Below are 25,211 nucleotides of genomic sequence, written 5' to 3'. Positions count from 1 at the left end.
AATCGCACCAAAAGTGACTGCAAAATCACCTGAGATTGGTGAAACTGCAATCGCACCAAAAGTGACTGCAAAATCACCTGAGATTGGTGAAACTGCAATCGCACCAAAAGTGACTGCAAAATCACCTGAGATTGGTGAAACTGTGAGTATTTTCAGGAAAATTATTGACAATGAACAAACAGTAAAATCAGAATTTCCCACTGCGGTAACAAATCCTGAAATATCAACCTATGTTGATACCTCAGATAATCCAATCTCCCTGCAAGATGAGGTAAACACACCACCTAAAGTCGAGCAAAATACGATAAAAGAAAATTTGCCAGCACCTAAAGGTTATGCTACTGATGGTCAGGTGACAGACTCCCACGTTAATACCAGGGATGCACAGAAAAATTTACCTCTACTACATGACATCAACACTGGTGGGACACCGCAAGATATTATCCTTCCAAGTTTACAGACACCCGATCCCACAGAACCAGAACAAAAAACTTCTCCAGAGACTCCGACTAAAGTCGATTCTTTTCCAGACACTTCATTACAACTAAAAACCGCTGAGACTCATTCATCTCATGTATCTAATTCTTTAATTCCTTCTTCCTTGGGGTTGAATATTGGAAAACAGAAACTTTCAATCCTCAATTCTCCACAGCTTAATCCTCTTCAAAACGAGACAAGTCATGTAGGTGAACCTTCACCTCAATACTCATCGCCTCCCCTGATTTTCCGAAAAGCAAATCCTAATACTACTACTAATACACCTTCTCAATGGTCAAGTGTGGAAGATTTACTAAATGGAAATAATGATAAATTCACTAACTTTAATTTTAATGGTGTGGAATCTAACAACCAAAATTATGAATTTTCTGATGTTTCAGAATCGCCACAAGTTTTTGCTAAACGCCTTCCTGCACCTAGAAGTTTTGCTGAGGATGGAAAGGTCACTCCACCCGACACATCTAGAGACATAGAACCAATAACTGAGACGATAAAGAACACTTATTCGTCTTCTAAAGGAGATGCTAAAGATGATACGGATGATCTTGAAGCTCTAGCCCGTGAAATTTATAGCAGATTACGGCAACGGATAGAAATTGAGCGAGAGCGTCATGGCGGTCACTCAGGTCGATTACCTTGGTAAATTCCCATTCAATAATTAATTTTCGGAGAAATACTCAAATGCCAAGTCCAGCAATTATTGTTATTCAAAAGCTTCAACCGCAACTTGAGAAAGCCAAACTTCTAGCTTATAACAAGGAAGCACCAGATATTGAATTAATGTTTAATCCTACAGACATTAGTTTTGCTCGCACTGTTAGGTGGAAAAATGACGATGGTAATAGAGGAACTACTCTACTTCCCAAGATAAATTTTTCGGCAATTGAGCCTTACACTTTCATACTTAAACAGTTACTATATGATACTTATGAAACGAAAGAATCGGTGATGAAAAAGTATATAGACAACATTAAGAAAGGTGTAGAAGGTATTACTAAAATACCTGACAGTCGTCCACCTGTTTACATATTCACATGGAAAACAGAGTATTTTTATTGTGTAATCACGAGTCTAACTTACACTTTAAATATGTTTCTGAGTGATGGAACACCAGTAAGGGCACTGGTAGATATAGCCTTGCAAGAAGTAGATCAAAAAAACCTTCCTGGAGGAACTCAATCTCTATCTAAAGCCGAAGCTCGTGGGCGTCAGCCAAGTAATAGTCTAGGAAATACTGGGAAACAAAATTCACAAAACCAACCAAGTTCACAAAAGCGATCAAACTCACGAAAGAGATAAAAACTAATTTATTACTAGTTTGTTATTAAAGACTGCTCTAAACATTTCATAGTTGCAAAATAATAGTTATGCCTACTAAAGAAAGCCTTTATTTAAGTAATCTTCAAATTCAGATAGACGGAAAAGCCGCTTCTCCTGAATTAATGGAGGATGTGTTGCAAATGACAATAGAAGAAAGCCTTCATTTACCAGCGATGTTTACGCTAGTAATACATAATAGCTATAATCCTACATCTGACCAACCACAAAACCAGCCTTGGCGACATGAGCGGTTTTTTAAAATTGGGAAAAAAGTGACGTTGGGTTTTAGTTCGAGTACTACTCAAGATAAGAATTTTAAAGATGAGATAGAAAATGTACTGATTGAAGGCGAAATTACAGGGATGGAAGTTCACTTCAATGAAAAATCTGAAGCTGATATGATTGTTCAGGGCTATGATATTTCCCATCGTCTTCACAGAGGTCGTTATAATCGTTCTTTTTTGAACCAAACTGATGGCAAGATAGTCGAAACAATAGCTAAAGAAGTAGGGATAACAGTTGGCAATGTAGAGAAAACTACCGCAGTCAATGAGTATGTTTTCCAAGAAAACCAAACTAATATGGAGTTTTTGCGGGAAAGGGCAGCCCGCATTGGTTTTGAATTATTTGTTACAGATGGCAAAATAAATTTTTGTGCACCAAAACCAAAACCTCAAAAACCTTTACCACTAGAATGGCTGGTTGATATTAATAAATTTAGTACTCGCGTCACCAGTGCTGAACAAGTGAGTTCTGTGGAAGTACGTGCCTGGGACTATACCAAGAAACAATTGATTACCGGAACAGCTAACAAAGAGGAGCAACTAACTAAAACAGGTAATAATCAAGGAAGTAGTACTGGTACTGCATTTACCAATCTTAAGTCCTACAAAATGACTGTTGTAGATAAACCTGTTGCCACTAAAAAACAAGCAGATACTATGGCTCAGGCTCTGTGTGATGAACTGGGAGGAGAATTTGTTTATGCAGATGCCAAGGCAGAAGGTAATCCTGAGATTCGACCGGGGCGAATTATTAGTCTTAAGGGTATGGGCGATCGCTATAGTGGAGAGTATTATGTTACAGAAACCCGCCATTTCTACAGTAAGCGGGTTTATTACACTGATTTCAGCGTGCGGGGACTACGTTCTGGTGACTTATTCACAACTCTATCTACACAAAAACGCCTACTGCCATCTCAGACTTTATTAGTGGGAATTGTAACTGATAACAAAGACCCAGAGGGATGGGGTAGAGTGAAGGTTCAGTTTCCCACCCTCACAGAAGAGCATACAAGTGACTGGGCGAGAGTTGTAGCTTTGGGAGCAGGAATTAGCAGAGGTTTCGACTGTTTACCAGAGGTAAAGGATGAAGTCTTGGTAGGTTTTGAGCATGGCGATATTTACCGTCCCTACATAATTGGCGGAGTATGGAACGGGACGGATGCACCACCGGAAGACGTGGCTGACTCAGTTACGACAAAGGGTCTTGTAAGATTACGCACCTTTAAAACTCGTGTAGGACATATTCTACAGTTTGTCGAAGAGGATGAATCAGGTAATAAAAGCGGTAAAAGCGGTAAAGGTGGTAAAGGTGGTAAAGGTGGTAAAGGTGGTAAAGGTGGTAAAGGTGGTAACACTAGTAACACTAGTAAAAAAGGTATTCGCCTAGAAACTATAGAGGGTCATCAAATTTATCTCAATGATAGTGAAAAGTGTATAGTGATTCAAACCAAAGGTGGTCATACAATCAAAATGGACGACACACGTACGAGTAAATCTGTTTTAGTGCAATCAAGCGGCGGTCATGAAATTAATATGAACGATGTAAATAAAAATGTTTCTGTGACATCAAAAGGTTCTCTGTCATTAGACGCTTTTTCAACTATAGACATTCAAGCTAAGGGCATTATTACACTCAAAGGTTCGCTGATTAAACTTAATTAATTACTAATTTGTCATGATGCTCTCTACGAGATGCTGCTCGAACGAATACTCGCTAACGTAATTTGTAATTTTCGGCGAAACACCATAGTAAATTATATATTGTGGTTTTGAATTACGTAGCTTGCTTCTCGCCATTGGCGTAGCGTCTCGTAGAGAAGGCGAGTATTACCAATTACAAATTATTTTCATTAACTAACTGGTTTTAACTGACCATTACTTGCAACCAACAGCTAATATTCCAAAATACTTGGATTTGTGACCATTTCCTCACCAACGATAATGTTACTGAACTTGTTGCCTCTGGTCGTACCCGATGGAAAACTGAAAACGAGAATCATAACGTCCTAAAAACTAAGGGCTACAATATCGAACACAACTTCGGACATGCAAAACAACATTTAGCTTCGTTCTTGCTGACTTTAAATCTGTTGACTTTTTTGTTTCACACGGTCTTACACTTGGTTGACCTAACTTACCAACAGATTCGCTCACTTTTAGGTACTCGCAAACGCTTTTTTAATGATTTGCATACCTTAACTACCTACTTTGTTTTTGATTCGTGGTGGCATTTAATTTCTTTCATGCTCGATGAATTTGACCCCATTTGTCCAGCCAATTCCTCGAAGACAAGCCAAATTTAGAATTGCTGCTGATGAATGCTATGCTACGTAACTAGGAAATTGTATGTTAATTGGTGAAGGGAATAAACTATGGCTCTGCAAGTATGTTCTGGCGCAACGCTCAAATGTAGCTTTGGTGTAGCACCAAGTTCGTTGGTAGTTCTGCCAATCAACCGAGTATTGACTCGTACGCCAGATGCTAACATTTTGGATAACAAGCCATTGGTTAATATCATGCCTTTTGGTATGTGTTTATCTCTCGCAAATCCACAAGTTGCATCCGCTACCGCAGCCGCCGCCGGCGTGTTGACTCCCATGCCTTGTGTGCCTGTGATCCCTGCCCCGTGGATACCCGGTTCGCCTACTGTTCTGATTGGCAAAAGCCCAGCGCTGAATAATTTATCTAAATTAATGTGTGCGTGGGCGGGCGTGATTACGGTAATTAACCCCGGTCAAACAACCGTATTCATCCCTTGAAAATGCAGTTGGTAATTTCAACTTTGAGGAGTTTAGCATCGGGAGTCAAGAGTGGAAGGTGTTTGCCGAGTAACTTTAATGCTGCATAAAGTCAGATGTGATGTCTACAGCTTCTCTTCTAACTTGTATAGCGTATTATAAAACGGATATATTCATACTACACTTGCGACAAATCGTGGGTTAGCCCCTTTCCTATTCAATCTCGACCTTTGGCGAATAGGCTTAAACCTTCTATGCCGATATCTTTGAAGATATCCATATAACAGCTGTCTAAGTACCAGATATGGTTTATGGTGGGCAAAAAGACTATTTAGGGACAGGTTTGGCTTATCCACTGCATTTAAATGTGCAAGGTGGGATACAACTTAGCCGTGAAGATCAAAAAGTTAAAGAATCTATTTGGATTATCCTTCGCACTGGAGTAGGTGAGCGGCTTTATCGACCTACCTTTGGATCTCGCTTGTCAGAATTGGCGTTTGCAACCTTGAATAGCGAGACCCTACTGCGAATCCGTCTTTATGTCTTGGAAGCTTTAGAAGTTTGGGAACCGCGCATTATTATCGATGAAGTTATCGCCGATCCCGACCCTGTACGTGGCAGAGTGGATATCATCATCAATTATCGACTCAAAGACGGGCCCGATATTTATAGTTTTGTTTATCCTTATTATTTGGTTTCAGCTGGGGAGGAATCGTGAACTTTGACTTTTTACCGAAATTACCTTCTTCCAACTTAGACGATCGCGCCTTCGATGATTTGGTGGAAGAATGTATTATGCGTATTCCTCGCTACTGTCCAGAATGGACAGACCATAACCTGAGTGATCCAGGGATTACGCTAATTGAGTTATTTGCTTGGTTAACTGACCAGATGTTGCTCAGATTTAACCAAGTACCTCGAAAAAATTATGTAGCTTTTTTAGAATTACTAGGTATTCGTCTCCAGCCTGCCGCCCCAGCCCGCACGGAATTAACTTTTTATTTAAGCGCTGCACTGCCTGAAGCCTACACTATTCCAGCAGGATTAGAAGCTTCAACTATCCAAACTGAAACCACAGAAGCTATTACCTTTAGTACAGATTCTCCTCTAATTATTGGCATACCCCGGATACAGCACTTCTTAACTGCCCAAATCGCCGAAGACATTCCCCAAACTCTGCGAGAAAGAGTCACAAGTTCATGGACTCGTGAATCTGACGGTTTCTGGACAGGCAGTGAAGTATCGATATTTGAAGAGGAACCCCAGCCTGGTAACTGCTTTTATTTAGCGCTCGCTTCTGATGATCCAATAGAAGCTAATGTTCTAGATATTACTTTCCAAGGAGCCGCAGCTACGCCTGCTGGTATTAACCCCAATCAACCCCCTCGAAAGTGGGAAGCCTGGGATGGAGAACATTGGCAACCAGTTTTATTGCAAGAGTCAGATGATGACACTCGTGGCTTCAGTTTTTACGAACTCGCTGAACAGGGTGGGAACCCGTCCCAAGGAGCAGATGTCCGTCTGCATTTACCGCAAAATTGGCCTGTTACCAACTTTACCTCTTACCGGGGTCGCTGGCTACGCTGTACCTTTATTGTCACAGAAACAAATCAATCTGGTTACAATCGTCCACCAAGGATTACTGGTTTGGCAGTGCAGTCAATGGGTGGTACGGTACGGGCTAGTCACAGTACTTTCATTCAAGATGAGCGTCTAGGAATCAGTGAGGGTAGACCCGGACAGATTTTTGAATTACAAAGCGCACCGATTTTAGAACGCAGAGAAAATGAATATATCTTAGTTACTCCCGCTGGAGGATTGCCTCAAAAGTGGACTGAGGTGAGAGATTTTGCTGATTCAAGGTCGCATCACTTTCATTACACCATCGATTCGATCACTGGTACAATCCAATTTGGGCCGCTGATTCGTGAACCTAGCCAACTTAAACAGCAAACACAGGTGCGATCGCGAATCCAGCAACCAGCAATAAATGACACATTTGTACAAGTTAGTACCCAGGAAAACAACCAATCTGAACACCAGTACGGGGCGATTCCTCCCCGTGACTCAGAGATTAAAATGGTTGCTTATCGTACAGGCGGTGGTAGAGAAGGCAATGTCCAAGCTGGAACAATCCAGTTTTTGAAGTCTGCATATCCGTATATTACTAGTGTGATCAATCATGTACCAGCAATCAATGGTGCGGATGCGGAATCATTGGAGCAAGCTGTGATCAAGGCTCCCCGCATCCTCCGCACCCGCGATCGCGCCGTAACTGCCGAAGATTTTGAAGTTTTAGCTCAACAGGCGGGGAATGGTGCGATCGCGCGTGTCCGCTGTTTGCCAGCAAATTCTCAAAGACAAGCTGGTATAGTTAGTTTGCTGGTAGTTCCATTCGCAAATACAGATGCGATCGCCCAAGGCAATGGCATGACACCAGAAGAGTTTGCTCTGAGTAATGCACTTCAAGAGCAAATTATCAGTTACTTAGATGAAAGACGGTTATTAGGGGTACAAATAGAATTAGAAGAACCGAATTACGTAGGTGTTTCTGTACAGACAGAAGTTGCTTTAGAGCCAGCTTATGACAACCCTTTTGCTAGAGAAGAAATTCGCCGTAATTTAAGGCGATCGCTGTATAAATATTTAAATCCATTAACTGGAGGAATCGACGGCAAAGGTTGGCCATTTGGGCGACCTGTTTATACATCGGATATTGTGGCGTTACTGCAACAAACCCCAGGTGTGCGTCATTTAGGCCCCGTTTTGCTGTTTCCCATCCGCAAGCAAGGAGAAAATTGGCGACGACAACCATCGCCAGAACAATTGATTGATCCAGGATCGGAAGGTTTAATATGTTCTTGGGCTAATACCAATCTGCGTTCAAATCATGATATCCAGATCATTAATCGCTGATACTAATAAGCTAGAATAATACCTAATTTAATTAACCACAGAGGCGCGGAGAACACAGAGGAAGATAAAAAGAGGAATTGGGTAATCTTGCACCGCGAACAAAGTAATCCAAAATCTAAAATCGTTCGACTGAGCGCTCACAACGAAGTCTAAAATCCAAAATTGGTAGAGGAGTTATGGTTCAAAGTCGCTCTAGTCCATCTGTACGCATTCAATTAACGCCAATGCAAATTCCTGAAGCTTTGCCTGTAGCAGGTTTAGCATTTGCAAATGCGGAAAATATGGATGCAGCTGGACGTAGTTTACTCTTGCATCCTGGGCATCCCAGCGAGATGATTGTGCAAGTGCAAAACTTAGAACAACGTCCTTTGCGGGTGAGCTTAAGCGTTGACGGAAATTTTCCTAGCGAGTGGTGTCAGATTGGCACAGAAGGTAGTGAAATACCGCCTCGCGGACAAATGGATGCTGTGCTTTACTTCTCAATTCCCGACACATTTTTTGAAGACCAAGAAGCGATCGCTCCTGGAAAAAAAAACAAACTAACTCTCAATTTTCGCAGCTTAATTACTCTACATATAGACCGAGGCACTGACAACGAACAAATCGAGAGAAGCGAATATTTTGATTTATATATCCGTCCCTACACAGCCTACATGGAATTCTTGCCAATTTTGTATCGCGAAGTGGACTTTATTGGTCGCTTCATCAAAATATTTGAGCAAGCTTTTCAACCAATAGTTGATAGTTATAACGTCATGTGGGCAAACCTCGATCCCTTGACAGCACCACAAGCACTACTACCCTTTATGGCTCATTGGGTTGCTTGGCAAGTAAATTCTGTTTGGGATCTCCAGCAACAGCGGCGTTTAATTAGCCGAGCCGTAGAACTTTATCGCTGGCGGGGAACTCGTAAAGGATTGCGTCTCTATTTACATCTTTATACTGGTTTACCTCTAGACGAACATTTACCTAATGAAGCTGATAAGCATATTAGTATTACAGAACCTTTTGGCCCAAGTTTCATTATCGGAGACGCACAAATAGGAAATGCAGTTTTAGCAGGTGGGCAACCATATCACTTTATAGTACGTTTGCGTTCAAATATTTCTAGTGGCATCATCAATGAAGAACTTATCCAAAGAATCATAGAACAAGAAAAACCTGCTTTTTGCACCTATAAACTATCTATAGAAAATCCTTCTAATTAAATAATTTGTAATTTGTCATTATGTAAGTAAAATTAAATTGTAGGGTGTGTTATCGCCAAGAGTACGGCATCATCAAGAATTAAAAGTGCGTTAGCCTTTGGCATAACACAACGCCAGTTGCTACAACTTTAGAAACCAAAGCAACACACTGGCTTCCCTATATCTAATTTAAAATCCAAACTTGAATAGTTAGTATTGTTGGAGATTCCTGGAACAGGCTTTTAATCCCAAACCCCAAACCTAAAATCTAAAATCTAAAATTCAAAATTGATATGTCCCATCCTTTCCCACCCCCACCAATTAAATCCTTTGAACGCCTGCAAGCCGCAGACGGGTTACTAATCAATGCGGAACGCTGGCGCACAGCCCATGATTACCACCGTAATCGGCAAAATGCCCAATATCAAAGTTTAAACCAACCAGGAATTGTTTGCGGTTTAGGCGTCCGAGATGTGACTGCCCCAAGCGAAGTTGAAGCTAAATATCGAGATGGGCGCTGGGTGCAAATTCAACCTGGTATTGCAATTGATTTAGCAGGTAATCTAATTGTTGTACCGACTTCTTATGATTTTCCAATTGATATAGAAGTAGCAACTTCTGAACCAATCATGATCTACTTAGTAGTTAGCTATGTAGACCCTGATGAATTGCGGCGCGGACAGCAAAGAGATATTGTTCAAGAAACTTATCGAATTGACCAAAGAAACTCCATACCAGTCAGTTCAGAAATAGAAATATGCCGGATACTTCTGCAACCCAGACACACTGAAATTAACCAACCTGCGGATGCTTTTTTTCCTGGATATAACAATATTGATTTGCGTTATCGCCGTCAGGCACAAATGCGTCCCCAAGCACTTGTGTGTATGGCGCAGGCGAATCATAGTGATCCTGAATGTGCGCGTAATTTTTTCAGCCTTTCTTATTTGTTACAAGCAGTAGAACCCCTATATCCCAGTTTGCGAGGGGCTGATGAACCAGGTCAGGTTTCTTTAGGAGAAAATATCCAAGACTATGACATACTTTATCTGACAGGTGGACAGGCTATATCTTTAAATAGTCTCGAATTTGAATCTCTAAAAAATTACTTAAATTTAGGTGGTGTGCTTCTCATTGATGCACCAACAAATGCTACTGCTCTAATTGAGAGTACTCAAGCATTAGCACAACAGTTAGATAGTCCTTTAAGACCTTTAGAAGAATTGCAACGGAGTCATCCTTTAAGGACAAAACCTTTCTTATTTGCTGCCTTGCCAATGGTTAATCAACAGCAGATTAAACTATTAATTGGTGGAGGAATTATTTTAGCGATTGGTGATTTAGCAACTGCTTGGGGACTGGATAGAGATTTGAGTTTACCTAGATTGACCATTCGTACAGCTCAGGAACTAGGAATTAATATTCTTCATTTTGCTTGGAAGCGGCGACAGTTGATAGGTTTGCAACAGGAAGATAATTCAGGGCAGTGGTGAAAGCCAAGTTAGTAGGGTGGGCATTGCTTTAAATAATATTGCACCTATTCCACATTTTTTGCCAATGCCTACTCTATAACCTAATACAGTTAATGGCATTTTATTGTTTAGTATGATTTTATCATCATATAATTTGCCGAATTTATGCACCTTACCTATATAGCATCTAGAGATGCGAAATTTCGCGTCTTTATGTAGGTTGACGCTTGTCGTTAGACATCGCCTTAATCTATTTCTTTAGCTAATAGAAATTAAAGGGAAGTGGGATTAAAAGTTTCGGGAAAGGACACATCTTCATAAATGTCTGCTAGAGAACAGGCAAAGTTTACGCTGATTAACTGTAATTCTTGATTTGCTTTATAACTAGAAAAAACCCATCTCCCCTCAGCATTGCGACGAAAACAATCAACACGCTGGCGGGTTTGACTGATTAAGACGTATTCTTCAAATGTTTCTAATTCTTGATAGTCAATAAATTTGTCGCCTCTGTCAAAAGCTTCCGTGGATGGAGAAAGAATCTCAATAATTAAACAGGGATAACGTTTAAAATATTCAAACTTTATATTTCTTTGGTCGCAAGTAACCAGGATATCAGGATAATAGAAAATATTTAGTAATTCAATCTGAGCTTTCATGTCTGTAGCGTAAAGGCGACAACCTGTACCGCGAACATGATTTCTTAAGAGGGCAATGAGATTAGTTGTAATTGTCACATGGGCATCACTTGCCCCTGACATTGCATAAATTTGCCCTTGAATATATTCGTGTTTATTCAGGCTGGATTTTTCAGCTTCTAGGTATGCTTCTGGAGAAATATAGGGGTGATATTGGCTAAAAGTCATATCAACAAAGTAAGTAAATAAATAAGCGGGAATAAACAGAACAATATTTTTGGCAATCAGTATCAATCTTCTGCCCGCAATAACCAAAAGCCGCTATAAGTCATCCCGGAATCATCTGGTTGCACTAACAAAAAATGCAATCCTCGGCTTTGCTGTTTCCGTTGTTGATATGTTTGGGCTGCTGTTGTCACTTCTGAATCTTCAAAAGTGGCAACAATCCACCTATCTACCAAGCCAGCTTCTAGTACCAAGCCATCCGGTGCGCCAGAAATATAGTTTAACGCCACAGGACGGGCTTGCTGCAACCACCGTGCTAGGCGCATCGATTGGCGTCCACCATAAATTACCACACCAGGGACGGGCACTGTTGACGCCAAACCCAAATTGATGGGTTTCAAAAATTCTGGGATGTGCAAAATGGGAATGGGGCGATCGCTAAATCTGGTTTCCACATCACTAGCAGCTAGAGTCGCAAAACGCCATTGTTCTCCCCAGAGGTTTTCTGGTAATGGGGCTGGAGGTGGTTTATCCAGCACTGAGGGATATTGCTTTTCTTCTAACCACTGCTTCAGTGCCAAAGTGTGGCGGGTAGGTTCGATATTTATACTTAAATTGCGTCCCGCCGCCTCAATTAAGCTTAGAGACTGCGGACGAAACACCTGAATCACATCTGGCAATTTTTCACCAGCGGCCAATTCAAGTTGAGCAGCAACCCAATTAGAATTTGCTGCTGACTGGAGACAGGTGGCTTCATACTCAAAGCTGCGAGTTGCGTCACAAATCAACAACTCCCATAAAACTTGTCCAGATGCATCTTGTGAAGGACGACGATAAAAATCAGCCTGCCAAATTTTCATAGGTGGGGAGTGGGGAGTGGGGCATTCGTCAGAGGTTAAGATAAAATGCCTTTTATCAATCAGTTAAAATACTCAAAACAGTCTTAATAAGAATGATAATCGGGTGTGGTTAGCTCAATCCAAATATCTTTTTGATATTCCAGAAATTCGTTCTTTTTTAAACTCTGACAATTGGAGACCTATATTTTTCTACCATAGATTGCTACACTCTTTGCCAATCAAGTATTTCAAGCTATATCGTCGCCCCCTCAGCGAATAAACCTGTCACCAACTTTTAGGAGTGCGATCGCGCAGCCCATCGTAGACATCGCAATTAATGAGTATCAAAAAACGGCGTTGCAATCTACCACCCTTTTCTAAATCTTTTCCTGAAGGCGAACAACAGACCCACCAGCCCGGAGCCGAGAACACCAAGTGATGAGTCAGGTTCTGGAACCACTGCCACTTCTAGTGGCTTCGGATCGCAGGAGTTGGAGACCTTGTTGGTATCCATCGTCACGGCACCATTTTGCGCCAAGGCTCTACCGCACTCAATGTTTACGCCAGTAGTCAGGGTGATGCTCGTGAGCGCTAGAATATTTCCCAAGAACTGAGTGCCGGTACCGAGAGTCGCGGAGCTACCGACCTGGAAAAACACATTGGGAGCGTCACCGTTGGTCGTGACAACAGACGAGTTGCTTGCAGTGGTGAGCGTGCTCCCTATCTGGAAAACGAAGAGCGCATTGGGGTCGCCTAGATTGTCGAGCGGAAGTTTTACCGTCAACTGATATGTTTGGATCTCAAGGAAAAAATTGTGCTTTATTTAACTTTTACGCAATCTTTAGCCTTGTATAAAGGCGGGATGAATTTGCACTTGACAAAGACCGAAGTAGTCAAGCATTACTGGCAGAAGCTTTAAATGATTTATTTGAAAAGTATGGGAAGAGTCCGATTGCTTAAGCTTGCACGAAAAATTAAATAGATTTTGGATTTAGAAGTTTTAACAACAGCTATACGGAAACAGGCTCTTGAAATAGGGCTTCATACTGAGGAGAGAAGCGTCTCTGATATCAACTAAGCTATTGCTCGACATTTTGTATTAATAATACGAATGTTTGGTTTTAGAGATTGCCGAAAGGTAGCTCTACGTAAGCGCAATCTGTGATTTAGTAAATCGTAGGGGCAATATAGAATCACCGTGCGTAGCCTTCGGCTGCAAGCAACACGCCGGTGAGGATGTCAACTTAACCTGTCAAGAATGCCCCACACCTAATTTAAAAAGCCTGAATCCATTCTTTGACAGAATATTCAGTCCAGATGCTATTTTTCCAGTAGGGGTCATTTTCAATCAACTGGCGTACAGTGGCTTCGTCTTCGGCTTCGTAAATTCCAAAAACTTTCGTAACATCTTTGGTGGGGCCAATAGTAATCAGCACACCGGATTCTTTCTGTTTTGCTAATCCGTCTAAATGAGCTTGACGGTGGGGGGTGCGTTTTTCGAGAACGTCTTCGCAGTAACTTCCCCAGACTACATATTTAGGCATAATTCCTTGTTACTCCTACTGGTTAATCAGATATTGCTCCGCCAAGAGCTTGAGTCGATCTCCTTCTAAAATGAGATTGTCAATTGCTTCTCATGGCTGACAAGTTAAGGTAGTAAGGCAGTTGTCAAGGGGATTTTAGAAGATGCTTAAAATTCTCTATAAAAAAAGGGTTAGTACCAGGGCTATTTCGTTCTAAGCATAAACCGCCCAGAACTAAAGTTCCGGGCTAATAGCTAAAGTCCGTTAAAACGGACTAAATAGGTGGGCGGAAATAAACCACTCTTAATTTGTTGCTTTCAATAGCGCTAAAACGCAACCAAGAACCAATTTCAGAGGCTTTACATTTCGTTACATAGTTGTAAATTTTCCCGCTCACTTACTTATAACCTTTTATCAGTCGTCTTGAGACGACTTTCGCTATTAGACTCAGAATTTATTCTGAGGTGGCCTAGATGAGAATGAAATAGCCTTGGGTTAGTACCATACCAAACTCAAAATCTAGACTTCATTTGTTGCCTCAACCAATCACGAAAACTAGCATGATAAACACTATAATGGATTTCTGCTCCTCTTGATTCTAAATGTAAAAATTCTCGCCACTTGTCTAAAATTACCTTGATTTCATATTCATCTACATCTAATCTTTCTGCTATTATTTCTATTGATATTGATTGTTCTTGAACTAAGAGATTTAACACCTGTAAAGCCATTGTTTGCTGTTTACTGGTTGCTGAATTCATTTTCTCTAAGTGATTATGGTAATAGAGTTGTAAATTTGGCGGGTAAATATCCTCATTAATAGCTGCTAAGATTTCTTTAACATACATAAAATTAGTTTCATCATTAAAACCTGGCTCTGTCATGTTGAGCGAAACATCTCCGGGATTCTTCTCTTCGCTAAGGCTATGCACCCTGCGGGAAGCCGCAGAAGCGTCTACAGAAGGAGATGACGGTGTACATACAAGTATGACCAGCATAGGTTTCAACTCTTCTAGTAGTTTCGTAGGGTGCGTTATGAGTCCGTTGAAATAACAAATGAGTCCGCCGAAATAACAAATGAGTCCGCCGAAATAACAAATGAGTCCGCCGAAATAACAAATGAGTCCGCCGAAATAACAAATGCGTCCGCCGAAATAACAAATGAGTCCGCCGAAATCACAAATGAGTCCGCCGAAATCACAAATGAGTCCGCCGAAATCACAAATGAGTCCGCCGAAATCACAAATGAGTCCGCCGAAATCACAAATGCGATCGCCGAAATCACAAATGAGTTCGCCGAAATAACAAATGCGATCGACTCCTAACTCCTATACAGACGCCATTAATCGCGTCTGTACTCCTAACTTCTCAGGTTGACGCCGAATTTTTCCACCAAGGCTTCGCGGACTTTATTGTGTACTGGTTCAACTTCAGCTTCAGTGAGAGTGCGATCGCTAGCCCGATAAACTAACCGGAATGCTAAACTCCGCTGTCCTTGGGGGACATTTTCGCCACGATATTCATCAAATAATTCCACCGATTCGAGCAAATCTTTACCCGCTTTGGTAATTACTTTTTGAATTTCGGCAACTGAGATTTTCACGGGTGCGAAAAAGGCGATGTCGCGATCGCTAGCTGGATAGGTAGAATAGGGCTGGAATGTTGGAACGAGGATTTCATCTTGTCCTAGAGAATCTAAAAGCACATCTAGATCCAACTGGAAAACATAAACGGAATTTGGTAAACCTTTTTCTCGTCGCAATTGGGGATGGAGTTGCCCAAAAATCCCCAGCCTGTTACCCTGAATCCACAAAGAAGCGGTACGTCCTGGATGTAAGCGATCGTCGCGGCAATCGGGTTGGAATTCTACCTCCAAGGCAAGTTGCCGAAATACACTTTCTAAAATGCCTTTGGCTTCAAACCAGGTGATGGGTTCTTCGCGTCCACTTTTTGCCCATTTCCCAACAGAAATATCTCCTCCCACAATCCCAGCAAGGGCTTCTGTTTCTTGCAAACCGTCTTCTTCTCGCCAGAAAATTTGCCCGATTTCAAAGCCGTTAAGGGCACCATTACCCTGCTCTAAATTGTATTGAAAGGCGTCAATCAACCCAGATATCAAATCGTTTCGCAGCGCTGAATATTCGACAAATAACGGGTTTGACAATACTATCTGTCTGTCTTGTCCTGGTTTGACTAAAGAATAGTGGATTAATTCTGTCAACCCTTCAGCCCGAAAGAAAGCTCGTAACTTGCGAATCAATTCCTCATCTAAAGGCAGATAACCAGCTTCCGCTTTTTCTGGTAAAGTGTCACAGAATTTGTTATAGCCATAGAGACGGGCAATTTCTTCAATTAAATCAATTTCTCGCTCTAAATCGCGGTAACGATAGGGTGGCACAGAAACTGACCATCTGGGTTCATGGGTGGTATCTTCTCCTGGAACATTGTCTGAAGGAGTTAACTGACATCCTAATGCAGTCAGGATGCGCTCAACATCTTGTTCTTGGAGTTCACCTGTATCCTCTCCCAACTCGATTGGCCCCAGTATCTGATTAACTCGGTCTAAACGCAGTGCAATAGAACGACGCCAGGTAGACGGATGGGGGCGGGTGTCGGCAATTTCCTGCTGGACAAGAATTCCACTAGCTAATTCGCTAATTAAGGATAAGGCGCGGCGATTAGCTACTTCCAACTCAGCCCGGTTAACTCCCCGTTCATATCTGCCAGAAGCCTCACTTCTTAAGCCTACACTCCGGGAAGAACGGCGAATTACAACGGAATCAAATAAAGCTGCTTCTAAAACTAAACTTTGAGTCCCTTGATGGACTTCTGTTTCTTCCCCACCCATGACTCCCGCCAGTGCAACGGCTTTGTCGTTGGCGGTAATTAACAAATTTTGGGATGCTAGAGTGCGAGTTTGTCCATCTAGGGTTTTGAGGGATTCTCCATGATTGGCGAAGCGGACGCCGATAGTTAAATTTTCGCCATCACTAACAGATTTTAGGCGATCGCGGTCAAAGGCGTGCAGTGGTTGTCCCCATTCCAACAAAACGTAGTTAGTAATATCCACGACATTACTTATGGGACGCACTCCAGCAGACCGCAAACGCTGTTGCAGCCATTCAGGGGATGGAGCGATTTTGACCTGTTCAATTACCGTACCAATGTAGGCAGGACAAGCTTGGGTATCGGCAATTTTTAAAGCTAAATTTCCGGCATTTTTGGGAATAGAGACTTCACCCGGTTCAGGAATGCTCAACTTTCCACCCGTCAAAGCTGCTACTTCTCTGGCTACGCCTACCATACTCAAAGCATCAGCACGATTAGCAGTTGCGGTAAGGTCTAAAATTACATCATCTAGACCCAACAACGGACGCACATCACTACCCAATGGTAAATTTTCCTGAGTAAAAATATGAATTCCGTCTGCATCGGTGGGCAAACCGAGTTCCTTTAAAGAACAAATCATCCCCTGAGATGCGACACCACGCAGTTTTGCAGGTTTAATTTTTAAATCAATGTTGGGTAAGTAAGTACCCGTAGTTGCCACTGGCACATAAATATCTGCCTTGACATTGGCAGCACCACAGACAATATTTAAAGTCTCATCTGCACCGATATCTACTTGGCAAACACTCAATTTATCGGCGTTGGGGTGGGGTTGACGCTCAAGCACTTTCCCGATAACCACACCATTTGCCCAAGTGCGGCGGTCTTCAATCTCTTCAACCTCAAACCCTGCCATTGTCAGGGTTTCGGCTAATTCTTCTGGACTAAGTTTTATCTCTACTAGTTCGCGCAGCCAATTTAGAGAAATACGCATGGAGTGTGATTATTTTAGGAATCGTCTTTTGTTCTCATTTTAGGGTGCCTATTAGCGATCGATGGCTACTCGACCCGCAAGGCATACCCTTTCACTTGAATAATCCTACTACGTTAGACTGGCGGAACAATCTCTGATGCTAATCTTTTCTTAACGGCTTGGCTTCTGTCAATGTGGAAGATATGTTTAAGATTCGCTCTGTACGAAGCGATCGATGACCAATTCTAAATAAATTTGTAGGATGGGGTTACAACAAAGGTGTATTTTCAGATTATAGACGGCTTTTAAATATCAACCAACAATAGGAGAGATTCAGTAGCTTATATATTAAAATGGAACCCACGATTGAACAGTTAAAGGCTTTTTACAATTTATGTGTGTGAGTAAGCAACCTATTACAAACTAATTGAGTGATTCAAATTATCAGCAATTAACTGAAACAGAATTACGGGAATATGTAAAGCATCATCCTCATGATGAAGAAGCCTTTCAACACTATCTGAGGATTGTTAGAGCCAAGCAAAATAGGGTTGTAGTTAGCACAGGTGAACAGTTGGAGGCTGAGTTAAGGAAAAGACTGGCATTATGAACAAAACCCTTTATTAACTTTCATCCACTCTGGCGCTGTTGCTTGTAGTCATAATCATCGTCGGATTCAATCGTGCCAAATAGCTCCACAATTTTTAATTGCTTTCGACGCTATACATACTCTCGTAATGCCTCTTCAACAACGGCATCCTTAGTTGGATGACCACCAAGTTCGAGTAGCTTTCCTTAATTAAGTTTTCGTCAATTTCTAGATTAATAACCATGTGCAGATTATTGCACAAAGTCATGTGCATAAAAAGACTCATTAGAGCGGTTTTTTAAAACAATCATAACTTATTTAGTAGGGTGTGTTACGGCTTCCGTAACGCACGGAAAATCTGAAATGGTGCGTTATGCTGACGCGGTAACACACCCGACAGCGAATTATTCAAAAACTTAGGAAAACGAAAAACCTTTTCCCACTCCCTACATCCCTCACTCTACCAGAGATTTAAGCGCATTTAGTAATTGTTGTTTGGTAAAAGGCTTAGTTAAATAAACATCTGCACCTTGTCGCATTCCCCAAATCCGGTCAATTGGCTGATTTTTAGAACTACAAATAATAATTGGTACTTTTTGAGTCGCTGGATTTTTTTTCAATTGGCGGCAAAATTCAAAACCGCTAATTTCTGGCATTACCACATCAGTAATAATTGCATCTAAACGATGAGTTATTGCCTTAATCATCCCATCTTTGGCATCATAAGCTTTAATTACCGTGTGTCCATTCTCTCTTAAAAAACTATTGATTAACTCCAACTGAGAAGGAGCATCTTCAACAACTAAAACTGTCGCCATATTGATTTATTCTCACTAGCTCAAATTCGTTAGATTTTGTGGTTAATTTAAGTCAAATGCATGAAGACTGTTTTCAGCAATTCGGCGCGTGAAAATGGTTTAGTGAGATATCCAGATGCTCCTACCAGTTTCGCTTTTACTTTGTCTACAATTCCTTTACTCCCAGTGACAAAAATGATCGGAGTATTTTGAAAAATTGAATTGTTTCGGATAATCCGACACAACTCATAACCATCGATTCCTACCATATTTAAATCCAGCAAAATTAAGTCCGGTTTGTGCCTTATAATTGACAAAACAGCTTTTAGTGGATCGTTGATAGTCACTACAGAAAAATTTTCATTTTCTAAGAAATGGCTAATTTCTTTGAGAATTGTGGGGCTATCATCTACAGAAATGATTTTGTGGGCTTTTTGTGCCGTTACAGTAGCAGCCGTTACTCTTTGGTAAGTAGGATTTATGTTATTTGATATTGTTGCTTCCTGAAAGTTTTCTTTTGGAGGAGCAGAAATCTGGAGTAATGGGTGAACAGGAGCTACATTCTCTTCAGAAATATGTGGGTAAGACTTGATGGTGGTATTTAGTTTTTCTTTGGTATCAACTAATGTAATTAATTTTGAGAAAAGCGATTGCTCTTCAAATATCTTTGGTAATTTATCAAATGGTGGATCAGGTTCATGCAAGAGAATCCTGCCCTGAAGTATGTAAGGGTATAAATTACGAGCCAGTTGGATTTCATCTTGATTCAAAATTACCGCCAGATGACACAGGCTAAAACCCTTCATCCAATTAGTTAAATCTGGCTGGAGTTTTGGTAAATCTTTTTCCTCAATTGTGCTGTTAATCAGCAGATATGGACGTTGATATGGAGAAGAAATTTGGGGAACAAAAGCCTGCCAATTCTGTAATCTTACTTGGCAACGTTCGAGGATTTTTTCTACATCTAGCCTACAAATTTTTGGCATCCTATTCAGTGGTTCTGTTAATTCATAAGTACCTTGTTTGATTAGTAAAAATGATTCAATCACCTCTTTAACTAATTCTTGAATCAGCACTCCAGCTTGTGTAGAATGTAGATGTTGTTGACTAACAAGCCAGGATATAGCCTGATACTCAGGAGGGTGGTTTCTCGAATTGCTGTCATGTTCGATTAACTGACTGTGTGAGTCAGGTTCAAACATCAAACGTAATTGAACACGAACCTCAGTAGTCAGCAGTGGAATTTGGTGGCTGAGGCGACGCAAATGACGTTCTAGTCGATCAAATGGTTCCACTGAATGGGTAGCGTAGGTTATTTTGCCTTGTTCTAAGTAAATCGACCAACTAACTGAATTACTCAATGCTTGTAAACAAGTACTATCGGAGCAATTGGATAACTGTCTTAACAAACTTAGAGGACGTAGTTTGGTGAATGCACCGGAATTATTCATATTTTTTCAGTTTTTTTGCGGAATCAACAACCGAACATTTGTAAATGGAAAATATCAGCTATGAAGTATTTTCTTCTTTGTAGTTTTTCTCTATGCAAAAATTATTTCTTTTAAAATATGTATATATATTAAAAGTTATAATTTTTATAACTTTTTTGTTGTCTTTGGCACGTTCTACTTAATTTATCTCAAAAAACCAGTAGGTGAGGATGAATAAAGGTAAACACATATCATAGCTAAACTATCAGTAAATGCTAGTTACTTCTAGATTTTACTCACTAGCGACAACTCTTGGCTGAAGACCTGAATAACGACGTTTATTTATACCCGCTCACTGAAAGAGGCAAATTTGAATCCAAATTCACGCAGTTACACTGGTATACTTCTAGAGCCAATGATTTTGATTGTGGTTAATCACTTTCCTATAAAGGAACAATTCTCCTATATAGAATCTTTAAAAATTTATCTAGGAAAGTTTAGGTATTTATTGTACTGTAGGTTTAAGGGATATAAATTTTTGGTAGATACATTACAACAGGTAATTCTGGGTTTTGATAAACTATTTTTTGCTAAACTAAGCTGTACTCAAGTTCTTCTTAAATATATAGTGAACTTCATGAAAATAATTTGTTTAATAAAGATTAGAGCATCTACCACTAAATATTATATTCTGTAGTCGTCTCGGCAACTGGAATTATATACTCTGAGAAAAGGGAAATAAAGCATTGGACTTTAACATAACACAAAAAGTTATGCATGATACATTAAGACTTGATGAAGTAGTAGAATTTGCTGAGAACCCAGAACCACGTTGTCCTTGTGTGCTTTTGCTAGACACATCTGGCTCGATGCAAGGAGATCCGATTGAGGCTTTAAATCAGGGTTTACTAAGTTTAAAGGATGAATTAGTCAAAAATTCCTTAGCCGCAAGACGGGTGGAAGTGGCGATCGTAACTTTTGATAGTAATATCAATGTAGTACAAGACTTTGTGACTGCCGATCAATTCAATCCGCCGATTTTGACAGCCCAAGGCTTGACTACGATGGGTGCAGGAATTCATAAAGCTTTAGACATAATTCAAGAGCGTAAATCTCAGTATCGTGCCAATGGGATTGCTTACTATCGTCCTTGGGTATTCATGATTACCGATGGAGAACCCCAAGGCGAGTTAGAGCATGTAGTAGAGCAAGCAGCCCAACGTCTACAGCGAGATGAAGAAAATAAGCGCGTAGCATTTTTTACAGTAGGTGTAGAAAATGCGAATATGACGCGTTTAAATCAAATAGCTGTGCGTACCCCGCTGAAACTCAAAGGATTAAATTTTATCGAGATGTTTGTCTGGCTATCAACTAGTATGTCATCTGTTTCTCATTCGCAGGTGGACGAACAGGTAGCATTACCGCCGATTGGTTGGGGGACTGTTTAATTAAAGATTGCAGCTTGATGTTTACACAGCTAGCTGTTGGAAAAAAATCTATGAATATATCAAAACAGATTGCTCAATGGCGAATTGTGGCTGCGTCTGTATGTGGTACAAGTCACTTAAAAAACAATCAGTTATGTCAGGATGCTCATCACTGGCAGATATTATCAGATAATGTTTTAGTGGCGGCCGCAGCAGATGGCGCAGGTTCTGCTAGCCTTGGGAAAGTGGGAGCGATGGTTGCTGTGGAAACAGCGATCGAAAACATTTCCACTAAAGGACTCACCCGGAAAATTCTGACTGATGATGCCTATGTGCAATCGCTCTTAAATGATGCCATACTAGCCGCCAAAAAAGCCGTGGAGGATGAGGCGGCTACTTGTGACAAACAGCCTCAAGATTTAGCAACTACCTTAATTATGATGGTTGCCACACCAGAAGTTGTAGCTGTGGCACAGATAGGTGATGGTTTGGCGGTGGCAAAAGATCGGATGGGCAACCTCCTGGCACTTACCATGCCTGACAGTGGCGAATACATTAACGAAACCACTTTTTTAACTTCGCCTACTGCTTTAGATGCAGCGCAGATGAGAATCTGGCGCACAGACATAGCAAATGTTGGCATCATCACCGACGGACTACAAATGCTGGCTTTGAATATGGTTGTTGGCGAACCTCACAAACCCTTCTTTTTTCCGTTGTTTGAATTTGTAGCCAATACTGAGGATAAGACAGTAGCTAAGGAGCAGTTGATAAAATTTTTACGCTCAGAGCGGATTACTCAACGCACTGATGATGATTTGACACTCATTATAGCTGCGTTCAACGACTCATGAGCAATAAATTTACAGGTTTGACATCTTACAATAACTCCCGTTAGCGGTAATTTCATTATGCAGGTACTACGTTGTTCCCCGAGAAAAGAAATCCTCAGCCTCAATGTCAGTTTGGGGCGTGGCGGTGAAGCTTGTGTTTATGCAGTGCCATCCGATAACAACTTGGTGGCGAAGATTTACCACAAGCCAACGACTGCCCATGCTGCAAAACTCCAGGCGATGCTTGCCAACCCGCCAGAAAACCCTACGGCTAGTTTGGGGCATATCTCTATCGCTTGGCCAGAGGATTTATTACGGGCAGCAGATGGCAAAAATAGCATCCTGGGATTTTTGATGCCACGGATTGAAGGGATGCGTCCAATCATCGACTTTTACAACCCCAGAACCCGTCGCCAACACTGCCCCCTATTCAACTATCAGTACCTGCTCCGCACGGCTCGTAACTTGGCGGCGGCTTTTGCAGCTTTGCACGCTAGTGGATATTGCATTGGCGATGTGAATGAGTCAAATATCCTCGTCAGTGACACAGCACTGGTGACTTTGATAGACACAGACTCTTTCCAAGTACTCGACCCAAACAACAATGTTGTTTATCGCTGCCCAGTAGGTAAACCAGAGTTTACCCCACCAGAACTACAGAATAAAACTTTTGCCCAGCACGATCGCGAAATCTCTCACGACTTGTTTGGGCTAGCGGTGCTGGTATTTCAACTCTTAATGGAAGGCACCCACCCATTTTCTGGGATTTTTCAAGGCGCTATTGAGCCACCATCCTACGAAGCCCGCATTGCATCGGGTCATTTCACTTACAGCCAAAAGCGGTACGTACCCTACCTTCCTACACCCATTGCACCCCCTTGGGAAATTCTCCATCCCAGCTTACAGGAACTATTTGTCCGTTGCTTTGAAGAGGGTCACAACAACCCACTGCTGCGCCCCAGTGCCCAGACTTGGCTCTCAGTAATAGCTGAAGCCGAAGATTCCCTGATTACCTGCACTACAAATCCCCAGCATCGCTACAACAACCACATGCGTAGCTGTCCGTGGTGTGAACGGACTGTGCGATTAGGCGGACGCGACCCCTTCCCATCACATCGGGCTATAGAAGCAAGAGAACATTTACAACCGCGAATCAAACCGAAAAAGCGCTACACTCAGACACCGTATTTACCACAACGAGCCATGTCATCGCACTTGGCTAATTCTTGGCAGCCAGTAATTACCCCAAGCGGTTCATCTTATAAACGTTCCAAGAAGTCAAAATTGTACCCAATTATTTTTTGCTTGATGGGTTTTGGTTTATTGGGATATGCGGACGTAATGATTAAATTTACTCAGCCGTTGGTTTCCCAAAATGCTTACACCCAACAAACATTGAATTCTCGCCAGACAAATAACAAACTTAGCTTCGCTGATTACTATCAGCAGGGTGACGCTGCTTACAAAGACCGAGACTATGAAAAAGCAATTGTCAACTTTAGTGAAGCAATTAAACAAGAACCTACACATGCCAGAACTATTGTGAATCGGGGCAATGCCCGCTATAACCTGAAAGATTACGAAGGAGCAGTTGTAGATTATAGCCAAGCTCTAAAAATCAACCCCAATCAAATCAAAGCTCTTGTGAATCGGGGTAATGCCCGCTTTATGCTTTCCGAATATAGCAACGATCCTGATCAAGAATATAATCTAGCGATCGCCGACTATAATCGGGCCATCGGCCTGGATAATAATGAAGTTGAAGCTTATATCAGACGGGGGATTGTCCTCACCCAAATGGCTAAATACAGCGGTGAATCTCAACAAGCTTACAAAAGAGCGATCGCAGATTTTACTCAAGCGATAAAACTTAATGTATCCAAAGCAGAAGCTTACTTTCAGCGAGGTTTTGTCTATTATCAAATTGCCCAATATAGCAGCAATTATGAGCAAGAATATAATCTAGCGATCACTGACTTTAACCAAGCACTAACTATTAGTCCCAGACTAGCGAAAGCGTACCTCAAACGAGGTATGGTTCGTTATGAACTGGCACAATATGGCGGTAGTGAATCTACCAAAAACCAGACGAAAGCTATCGAAGATGTACGGATATCTGCCAAAATCTTTCTTGAACAAGATGATATGGAAAATTATCAGCAAGCACTCAATAACGTATGCGTAGTTGTAGAAAATCAATGTGACCCTTTATTCCAAGGCTCAAGTAATCTCCAAAAAACTAACTAAAAACAAGTAAGTTTTTTACTGGCATATTATTGGTTTTGATTGAATAAATCATATCATGTCCGGTAAATTACTTGTGATTTCTGCGTGACCTCTCAACAGGGGAGCATCCCAAATGTGTAAAAACATAATTTGTCATTGCGTAGGGTACAGAACGTACTCAAGCAAAGCAATTGCTTTGTACAGATGAAGCGAATTGCAACATTTGGGCTACCCTACCGGTTCTGGGTTCGCGGAGCGTCTGGTAAAGTTGGAGTATGCTTCATTCACAATTGACTTGTAATGATTTTGGTAAATTTGCTTGCATTGGGATGCTCCCCCTCTCAAGAGCAGCCCCTCTCTTAATAGGGGAACTCGTAGTCCCCAGGAAGTGGGGATTAGGGGCATGGAGCTTGTAGCTTTAGCTAGAGGCTCTTTAAGGTTCTTTTATTATGGGCAATTCAACGGACATG

21 protein-coding genes and 2 pseudogenes are annotated in these 25,211 nt (G+C 41.4%); 15 read left to right on the top strand and 8 right to left on the bottom strand.

Going from position 1 to position 25,211, the window contains the following annotated elements; all coding sequences use genetic code 11:
* The 9 genes and pseudogenes from V7K49_RS33735 to V7K49_RS33695 all read left to right on the top strand — a co-directional run.
* Nucleotides 1–1,141 (top strand): hypothetical protein (locus tag V7K49_RS33735; RefSeq protein ID WP_335209558.1); only part of this gene is annotated, 1,141 nt, incomplete at its 5' end.
* 38 nt (nucleotides 1,142–1,179) lie between these two features.
* Nucleotides 1,180–1,797, top strand: a complete 618-nt coding sequence (locus V7K49_RS33730; RefSeq protein WP_335209557.1) for a CIS tube protein — start codon at nucleotides 1,180–1,182, stop codon at nucleotides 1,795–1,797.
* A gap of 68 nt (nucleotides 1,798–1,865) precedes the next feature.
* Nucleotides 1,866–3,764 (top strand): VgrG-related protein, encoded by a 1,899-nt coding sequence (locus V7K49_RS33725; protein ID WP_335209555.1) that lies wholly within the window; start codon nucleotides 1,866–1,868, stop codon nucleotides 3,762–3,764.
* Between the two features lie 224 nt (nucleotides 3,765–3,988).
* Nucleotides 3,989–4,270 (top strand): annotated as a pseudogene (locus tag V7K49_RS33720) (ISNCY family transposase); the annotation flags it as partial.
* A 204-nt stretch (nucleotides 4,271–4,474) separates the two neighbouring features.
* Nucleotides 4,475–4,861 (top strand): DUF4280 domain-containing protein, encoded by a 387-nt coding sequence (locus tag V7K49_RS33715; RefSeq protein WP_335209553.1) that lies wholly within the window; start codon nucleotides 4,475–4,477, stop codon nucleotides 4,859–4,861.
* Nucleotides 4,862–5,144: 283 nt separating this feature from the next.
* Complete coding sequence (locus V7K49_RS33710) at nucleotides 5,145–5,558, top strand: GPW/gp25 family protein (protein WP_273769682.1); 414 nt, start codon at nucleotides 5,145–5,147, stop codon at nucleotides 5,556–5,558.
* Complete coding sequence (locus V7K49_RS33705) at nucleotides 5,555–7,756, top strand: putative baseplate assembly protein (protein WP_335209552.1); 2,202 nt, start codon at nucleotides 5,555–5,557, stop codon at nucleotides 7,754–7,756. Before V7K49_RS33710 ends, V7K49_RS33705 begins: the two co-directional genes overlap by 4 nt.
* Before the next feature lie 176 nt (nucleotides 7,757–7,932).
* Complete coding sequence (locus V7K49_RS33700) at nucleotides 7,933–8,964, top strand: phage tail protein (RefSeq protein ID WP_335209550.1); 1,032 nt, start codon at nucleotides 7,933–7,935, stop codon at nucleotides 8,962–8,964.
* A 272-nt stretch (nucleotides 8,965–9,236) separates the two neighbouring features.
* Nucleotides 9,237–10,436: a DUF4159 domain-containing protein gene (locus tag V7K49_RS33695; RefSeq protein WP_335209548.1), complete on the top strand. Its 1,200-nt coding sequence runs from the start codon at nucleotides 9,237–9,239 to the stop codon at nucleotides 10,434–10,436.
* A gap of 251 nt (nucleotides 10,437–10,687) precedes the next feature.
* Here the strand turns inward: V7K49_RS33695 and V7K49_RS33690 are convergent, their stop codons facing one another.
* The 3 genes from V7K49_RS33690 to V7K49_RS33680 all read right to left on the bottom strand — a co-directional run bounded on the left by V7K49_RS33690 (nucleotide 10,688) and on the right by V7K49_RS33680 (nucleotide 12,898).
* Nucleotides 10,688–11,278, bottom strand: coding sequence for a Uma2 family endonuclease (locus V7K49_RS33690; protein ID WP_335209547.1), 591 nt, complete (start codon nucleotides 11,276–11,278; stop codon nucleotides 10,688–10,690).
* Between the two features lie 62 nt (nucleotides 11,279–11,340).
* Nucleotides 11,341–12,135 carry a Tab2/Atab2 family RNA-binding protein gene (locus tag V7K49_RS33685; protein ID WP_335209546.1) on the bottom strand — a complete coding sequence of 265 codons (795 nt, stop codon included), beginning with the start codon at nucleotides 12,133–12,135 and terminating at the stop codon, nucleotides 11,341–11,343.
* Nucleotides 12,136–12,478: 343 nt separating this feature from the next.
* On the bottom strand, nucleotides 12,479–12,898 hold the full coding sequence (locus tag V7K49_RS33680) for an ice-binding family protein (RefSeq protein ID WP_335209544.1): 420 nt from the start codon (nucleotides 12,896–12,898) through the stop codon (nucleotides 12,479–12,481).
* Nucleotides 12,899–12,996: 98 nt separating this feature from the next.
* Between V7K49_RS33680 and V7K49_RS34855 the strand changes: the two are divergent.
* Nucleotides 12,997–13,074, top strand: a pseudogene (locus V7K49_RS34855) (ribbon-helix-helix domain-containing protein); the annotation flags it as partial.
* Between the two features lie 314 nt (nucleotides 13,075–13,388).
* Here V7K49_RS34855 and V7K49_RS33675 read toward each other — a convergent pair.
* Both V7K49_RS33675 and V7K49_RS33670 read right to left on the bottom strand, forming a co-directional pair.
* Nucleotides 13,389–13,658, bottom strand: a complete 270-nt coding sequence (locus V7K49_RS33675; protein WP_334787797.1) for a YciI family protein — start codon at nucleotides 13,656–13,658, stop codon at nucleotides 13,389–13,391.
* A 491-nt stretch (nucleotides 13,659–14,149) separates the two neighbouring features.
* Nucleotides 14,150–14,635, bottom strand: coding sequence for a hypothetical protein (locus tag V7K49_RS33670; protein ID WP_335209542.1), 486 nt, complete (start codon nucleotides 14,633–14,635; stop codon nucleotides 14,150–14,152).
* A gap of 30 nt (nucleotides 14,636–14,665) precedes the next feature.
* Here V7K49_RS33670 and V7K49_RS33665 point away from each other — a divergent pair, with 30 nt between their 5' ends.
* Nucleotides 14,666–14,962 carry a hypothetical protein gene (locus V7K49_RS33665; RefSeq protein WP_335209541.1) on the top strand — a complete coding sequence of 99 codons (297 nt, stop codon included), beginning with the start codon at nucleotides 14,666–14,668 and terminating at the stop codon, nucleotides 14,960–14,962.
* A gap of 35 nt (nucleotides 14,963–14,997) precedes the next feature.
* Here the strand turns inward: V7K49_RS33665 and pheT are convergent, their stop codons facing one another.
* Entirely contained in the window at nucleotides 14,998–17,460 is a 2,463-nt protein-coding gene (gene pheT / locus V7K49_RS33660) for a phenylalanine--tRNA ligase subunit beta (RefSeq protein WP_335209540.1), read from the bottom strand.
* Nucleotides 17,461–17,866: 406 nt separating this feature from the next.
* Here pheT and V7K49_RS33655 point away from each other — a divergent pair, with 406 nt between their 5' ends.
* Nucleotides 17,867–18,049, top strand: a complete 183-nt coding sequence (locus tag V7K49_RS33655) for a DUF6887 family protein (protein WP_335209539.1) — start codon at nucleotides 17,867–17,869, stop codon at nucleotides 18,047–18,049.
* A 434-nt stretch (nucleotides 18,050–18,483) separates the two neighbouring features.
* Here the strand turns inward: V7K49_RS33655 and V7K49_RS33650 are convergent, their stop codons facing one another.
* Both V7K49_RS33650 and V7K49_RS33645 read right to left on the bottom strand, forming a co-directional pair.
* Nucleotides 18,484–18,846 (bottom strand): response regulator transcription factor, encoded by a 363-nt coding sequence (locus V7K49_RS33650; RefSeq protein WP_335209538.1) that lies wholly within the window; start codon nucleotides 18,844–18,846, stop codon nucleotides 18,484–18,486.
* A gap of 47 nt (nucleotides 18,847–18,893) precedes the next feature.
* Nucleotides 18,894–20,276 (bottom strand): response regulator, encoded by a 1,383-nt coding sequence (locus V7K49_RS33645; RefSeq protein ID WP_335209537.1) that lies wholly within the window; start codon nucleotides 20,274–20,276, stop codon nucleotides 18,894–18,896.
* A gap of 752 nt (nucleotides 20,277–21,028) precedes the next feature.
* On the opposite strand from V7K49_RS33645, the gene V7K49_RS33640 reads away from it, so the two are divergent.
* The 3 genes from V7K49_RS33640 to V7K49_RS33630 are packed head-to-tail and all read left to right on the top strand — an operon-like array spanning nucleotide 21,029 to nucleotide 24,762.
* Nucleotides 21,029–21,703, top strand: coding sequence for a vWA domain-containing protein (locus V7K49_RS33640; RefSeq protein WP_273765413.1), 675 nt, complete (start codon nucleotides 21,029–21,031; stop codon nucleotides 21,701–21,703).
* A 50-nt stretch (nucleotides 21,704–21,753) separates the two neighbouring features.
* Nucleotides 21,754–22,536 carry a PP2C family serine/threonine-protein phosphatase gene (locus tag V7K49_RS33635; protein ID WP_334869827.1) on the top strand — a complete coding sequence of 261 codons (783 nt, stop codon included), beginning with the start codon at nucleotides 21,754–21,756 and terminating at the stop codon, nucleotides 22,534–22,536.
* A 57-nt stretch (nucleotides 22,537–22,593) separates the two neighbouring features.
* A complete protein-coding gene (locus V7K49_RS33630; RefSeq protein ID WP_335209535.1) occupies nucleotides 22,594–24,762 on the top strand; it encodes a tetratricopeptide repeat protein in 2,169 nt (722 codons plus the stop codon).
* Nucleotides 24,763–25,211: the final 449 nt, after the last annotated feature.

Origin of the sequence: Nostoc sp. (assembly GCF_036919675.1) — a bacterium.
Classification (GTDB): Bacteria; Cyanobacteriota; Cyanobacteriia; order Cyanobacteriales; family Nostocaceae; genus Nostoc.
The sequence above is the reverse complement of the archived record's forward strand: the minus strand, read 5'-3'. Positions and strand labels throughout refer to the sequence as shown.